Origin of the sequence: Gordonia sp. (in: high G+C Gram-positive bacteria), from assembly GCF_049299075.1 — a bacterium.
Taxonomy (GTDB): Bacteria; Actinomycetota; Actinomycetes; order Mycobacteriales; family Mycobacteriaceae; genus Gordonia.
In genome coordinates, this window is the sequence record NZ_JBAQWU010000357.1 from 1 (window position 1) to 2,294 (window position 2,294).

General features: G+C 67.7%; 2 protein-coding genes. One reads left to right on the forward strand and one right to left on the reverse strand.

The genetic code is table 11. From position 1 onward, the window contains the following. Positions 1–172 precede the first annotated feature (172 nt). Positions 173–1,426, forward strand: a complete 1,254-nt coding sequence (gene tgt / locus WAW85_RS11285) for a tRNA guanosine(34) transglycosylase Tgt (protein ID WP_422559703.1) — start codon at positions 173–175, stop codon at positions 1,424–1,426. Between the two features lie 184 nt (positions 1,427–1,610). Here the strand turns inward: tgt and WAW85_RS11290 are convergent. Further along, a partial coding sequence (locus tag WAW85_RS11290) for a glutamate--tRNA ligase family protein (RefSeq protein ID WP_422559704.1) occupies positions 1,611–2,294 on the reverse strand: 684 nt, incomplete at its 5' end.

Here is a 2,294-nt window from a genome sequence, read left to right on the forward strand (position 1 = left end):
CTGCTGGTCTGAGCCGCAGGCGGCGGTGGCGAGGACCAGGGCGACGGTGACCAGTCCGGCAGTAGTGAGCCTGATCGTGCGCCGAGCGCCGTGCCGTCCGGCCGCCGGCGGAGTTGTCGTTCCCTGAGCTCGTCGAAGGGTCATCCCCTCACGCTATGGGAGAATCGCGTGCGTGACCACCAGTACGTTCATCCCCCGTGCCCGGCTCGACGGAACTGCGGGGCGGACCGGCACCGTCGTGACGCCGCACGGCGAGATCGCCACGCCCGCCTTCGTCCCAGTCGGCACCAAAGCGACGGTGAAGACCGTGCTGCCCGAATCAGTGGCGGCGCTCGGCGCGCAGGCCGTGCTCGCGAACGCCTATCACTTGTACCTGCAGCCCGGCCCGGACATCGTCGATGCGGCCGGTGGCCTCGGCGCCTTCATGAACTGGCCGGGTCCCACCTACACCGACAGCGGGGGCTTCCAGGTGATGAGCCTCGGGGTGGGCTTCAAGAAGGTCATTTCGATGGATGTCCCGGGAGCGCCGGCGCAGGACGACGACGCGATCGCCCCCGGCAAGGAGCGCCTGGCCAACGTCGACGACGACGGCGTCACGTTCAAATCCCACATCGACGGCTCACGACACCGGTTCACACCCGAGGTGTCCATGCAGATCCAGCACCAGTTGGGTGCGGACATCATCTTCGCCTTCGATGAGCTCACCACTTTGATGAACACTCGCGGGTATCAGGAGGAGTCGCTGGAGCGCACTCGCCAGTGGGCCATCCGGTGCCTGGCCGAGCACAAGCGGCTGTCGGCCGAGCGCCGCCATCGTCCGCAACAGGCGCTGTGGGGAGTTGTGCAGGGTGCGCAGTACGAGGACCTGCGCCGCAAGGCCACGCGCGACCTCGTCGAACTGTCCCGGATCGACCGCGACAACGGCGGCAAGGGCTTTGGCGGTTACGGCATCGGTGGGGCGCTGGAGAAGGCAAATCTGGGCACCATCGTGGGTTGGGTGACCGACGAGCTGCCCGACGATGCGCCGCGTCACCTGCTCGGTATCTCCGAGCCGGACGACATCTTCACGGCCATCGAGAACGGCGCCGACACCTTCGACTGTGTGTCCCCGACGCGCGTCGCACGCAACGGCGCGATCTACTCGTTCGACGGCCGATACAACGTCACCAACGCCAAGTACAAGGCCGATTTTTCGCCGCTCGACGCCGAGCTGGACAATTACTCGACCCAGTACACTCGGGCCTATTTGCACCACCTGTTCCGCGCGAAAGAGGGCCTCGCCGCGACCTTGGCCACCCTGCACAATCTCTCGTTCACCGTTACGCTCGTCGACCGCGCCCGCCGCGCCATCGAGGAGGGCAACTACGTCGAGTACCGCGACGACTTCCTGGCCCGCTACTACGCCGGGACCCGCCAGACCTGCTGACCTGGACCGGAGAATTTGTGTCCCGTTGCCGACCGTCAGTGTCGTAAACGGAAGACAAATCGCGCATCGGCCGGTCGAGCCGGTTCGTCGACTCGCGGGTTCGCTCATCTACCGGGCGGGACAGACTATCGATGGTTGAGCCGGTTCGTGAACGGAGTGAGTCGGGCCGTGTCGAAACCACACCTCAACCCGGCGGAACGAACACCCAGGGTGCGCGCTCGAGCGCCGTCGGGTCGAAGCGCTCGAGCAACCGCTCCCTGGTGACGGGCTCGCCGGGGGCGGCGAGGCGCAGCGACACGGCCATCATGCCCACCACTGCGGGAGCATCGTAACCGCGCATGCCGAGTTGCTCCAGCGTGACGGCGCCGTCACGTTTGGCGAGCCGGATCGGTTCGCCCCCGGAACCCACCTGTTCGCCCGCGGAACCCACCTGTTCGCCCCCTGAGCCTGTCGAAGGGCTCAGCACCATCGGGACGTGCGCATACTCCGGGACGACGTAGCCGAGCCGGGTCGCGAGATACGCCTGCCGCGGGGTCGACGAGAGCAGGTCGTCGCCGCGGACCACTTGGTCGATCCCGGCGCCCGCATCGTCGACCACCACGGCGAGGTTGTACGCGGGGATGCCGTCGCCGCGTACGAGGACGAAGTCGTCGACGTCGCCGTTGTATTCGCCGTGCAGCACGTCGTGCACCGCGAACTCGCGGACAACTGCCCGCAGACGGACGGCGGCGGGGCGGTCGCGTCGTCGCGCTGCCCGCTGCGCGTCGGTCAGTTCCCGGCAGGTTCCGGGGTACGCGCCGGGCGGGGCGTGCGGTGCGCTCGGCGCTTCCAGAATCTCCCGGCGCGTGCAGAAGCACTCGAAGGTCTC